General features: G+C 50.4%; 1 protein-coding gene and 2 pseudogenes. All 3 read left to right on the top strand.

The features are described 5' to 3' along the window. Window positions 1–192: 192 nt before the first annotated feature. A pseudogene (locus tag UB23_RS30815) lies at window positions 193–1,224 on the top strand (cache domain-containing protein); the annotation flags it as partial. Between the two features lie 72 nt (window positions 1,225–1,296). After that, a complete protein-coding gene (locus UB23_RS30810) occupies window positions 1,297–2,082 on the top strand; it encodes a methyl-accepting chemotaxis protein (RefSeq protein WP_407728001.1) in 786 nt (261 codons plus the stop codon). A gap of 207 nt (window positions 2,083–2,289) precedes the next feature. Continuing rightward, window positions 2,290–2,502, top strand: a pseudogene (locus tag UB23_RS17335) (IS5/IS1182 family transposase); the annotation flags it as partial. Window positions 2,503–2,696: the final 194 nt, after the last annotated feature.

Genomic DNA, 2,696 nt, shown 5'->3' with positions numbered 1-2,696 from the left:
ATCGTTGTGGCTCGTGGATTAGGCGCTAACCTAAAAATAAGGTTTTACGTCTGTCCGAAGCCGGGCTTACTCCGAGGCGAAAAGCCTACCGGGCAGTCGGTCGCATTAAAAAAACGAACGCAAATAAAATAAAAAATTCTTGATTAGCATTTAACTAAATAAAAATAATAATTATATTTTGGATGATCATACATGAAGGCGCCCAAAAAATTCAGTCACAAAGTATTGTTTTTTACCTCGCTGGTGTTGATTTTAGCGTTTTCATTGTTTGCGTTATACAATGACTACTTACAGCGTAAAGCTATCCGCACAAACCTAGAAAGTCACCTTGAAGAGATCAGCAAAATTACCGCAAGCAACGTCCAGTCCTGGCTGTCAGGACGTATTCTTCTGGTTGATAACATTGCTCAAACAATCGCCAACAACGATGCTCCTGGAAGCGTGTTAAGTCTTCTGGAACAGAGGGGGGTCTTATCAACTTTCACCTCTACCTATCTAGGTAGTTCCGATGGTAGTTTCGCCATGCGCCCAAAGGACGAGCTACCAACCGGCTACGATCCGCGTACACGTTCTTGGTACAAAGATGCGATGGCCGCCGACGGCACTACCTTGACAGAACCATATTTTGACGCGTCAACCCACCAATTGATGGTAACAATTGCCACCCCAGTTAAACGGGGCGATCAATCCCGCGGTGTAGTCGGCGGTGATCTGACCCTAGAAAACCTTGTGAAAATGGTCAGCTCACTGGAACTGGGCGGCATCGGTTATGCCTTTCTTGTCAGTGCCGATGGCACGATCCTGGCCCACCCGGACAAGGATTTGCTAATGAAGAGCTTAAACGATATCTATCCGCAAAATACACCAAAAATCAGCACACAATTTAGCGAAACCGGACAGGCCGGATCGACCCGTATTTTGGCGTTTGCGCCAGTATCAGGCCTCCCTTCAGTGAAATGGTACATCGGCCTGTCCATCAACAAGGAAAAAGCTTACATGGCGCTGAGTGAGTTTCGCTCCTCGGTTATTGTCGCCACCTTGATCACCGTGTTCATCACCCTTTTACTGCTGGGAATGCTGATCCGCGTGCTGATGCAGCCGCTTCGGGCAATGGGCAAAGCAATGCAAGACATCGCCCTCGGAGAGGGCGACCTGACCCGACGTTTAATTGTCCACTCACGGGACGAGTTTGGGGAGTTAGCGGACGACTTCAACTGTTTCGTCGAACGTATCCATAACACTATCCATGAGGTGTCTTCTGCGACCCATCAGGTCAATGAAGTGGCAAAAAGGGTGATGAGTTCTTCCAGCGCATCAATGGCCAATTCTGGCGACCAGGCCAACCGTACCAACAGCGTCGCCGCGGCGATCAACCAACTGGGGGCTACGGCCCAGGACATCGCGCGCAATGCCGGTGATGCTTCCCAGCAGGCCTCCGACGCCCGCCATCAGGCGGAGAGCGGGAGGCTTGTCGTCGGCCAGACCATCACCGCGATGAGCGAACTTTCTGATAACATTCGCGCCTCTTGCGGTAACGTCGAAACACTGAACGGCAAGACAGTGAACGTCAGCCAGATTCTCGAGGTGATCAAGGCTATTTCCGAACAGACCAACCTACTGGCCTTGAATGCCGCCATTGAGGCAGCACGAGCAGGGGAAGCAGGTCGCGGTTTTGCCGTAGTGGCGGATGAAGTACGCAGTCTGGCGCACCGCACTCAGACGTCAGCCCGGGAAGTCCAGTCAATGATAGAGGAGCTGCAGATCGGCGCCCGCAACGTAGTAGATAACATGACCGTGAGTCAACGCTACAGTGAGGAAAGTGTAACAATCGCCAATCAGGCTGGCGATCGTCTTAGCAGCATAACCCAGCGCATCAGTGAAATTGACGGCTTGAACCAATCGGTTGCAACAGCTACTGAGGAGCAGACCTCCGTGATCGACTCGCTGAACATGGATATCACGGAACTCAACATTCTCAATCAACTGGGCGTGAAAAATCTCCACACAACACTACATGCTTGTGATGATTTAAAGCATCAGGCTGATAGCTTAAAAAAATTGGTTGATAGTTTTCGAACATGACTAGTTAACTTTACAGTTTAGAAGGCGCGGGTCCTAGTGCGCCGTCGCACAAATAAAGCTCCTTATGCCTGGAAGTCCATTGACTCACTGGCGCGCTGTATCTTGTTCAAAATTTCCGAATCCTTCTTAACTGTTAGGGAAACTCTGAAAAAGACTCCCAGATTTGCTGAAATACTCGCCTCACACGAATCGAACGGTTGAGCCCCGATGAAACAGATGTCTTTCGCCGATGCCGCGTATGCCGGCAAACGTAAGCAGACCCGTCGTGAGCACTTCCTGATCGAAATGGATCAGGTCGTACCCTGGAAGGGCTTGATTACCTTGATCGAGCCGCACTATCCGAAAGGCGAAGGCGGTCGTCCGGCGTATCCGTTGCTGGCCATGTTACGGGTTCACTTGATGCAGAACTGGTTCGGCTATGGGGCCGTAGGTGCGCAGGGGGGGTGAGTTCTGGACGGTGTTCTCTGAGTCTGTCCTGGCTCGCGTTCAGTTTATTCTTCCTCTGACGGATCACTACGCGGAGACGGTTGAGGTCATTCCAAATGTGAATGAATCGGCAACGATTTATCGTTTATTTAGTCAGTTATTCGTGATGGAAAATGATTCGAGAGTGA

The sequence above is a fragment of the Pseudomonas sp. ES3-33 genome (assembly GCF_000952175.1).
GTDB lineage: Bacteria > Pseudomonadota > Gammaproteobacteria > Pseudomonadales > Pseudomonadaceae > Aquipseudomonas > Aquipseudomonas gregormendelii.
Note: the sequence above shows the minus strand (reverse complement) of the source record. Positions and strands in the feature narration are given on the sequence as shown.

Bases quoted from the DNA above. Each gene is read 5' to 3' on its own strand.
- UB23_RS30810 (WP_407728001.1), top strand. From the start codon at position 1,297: ATGAGTTCTTCCAGCGCATCAATGGCCAATTCTGGCGACCAGGCCAAC.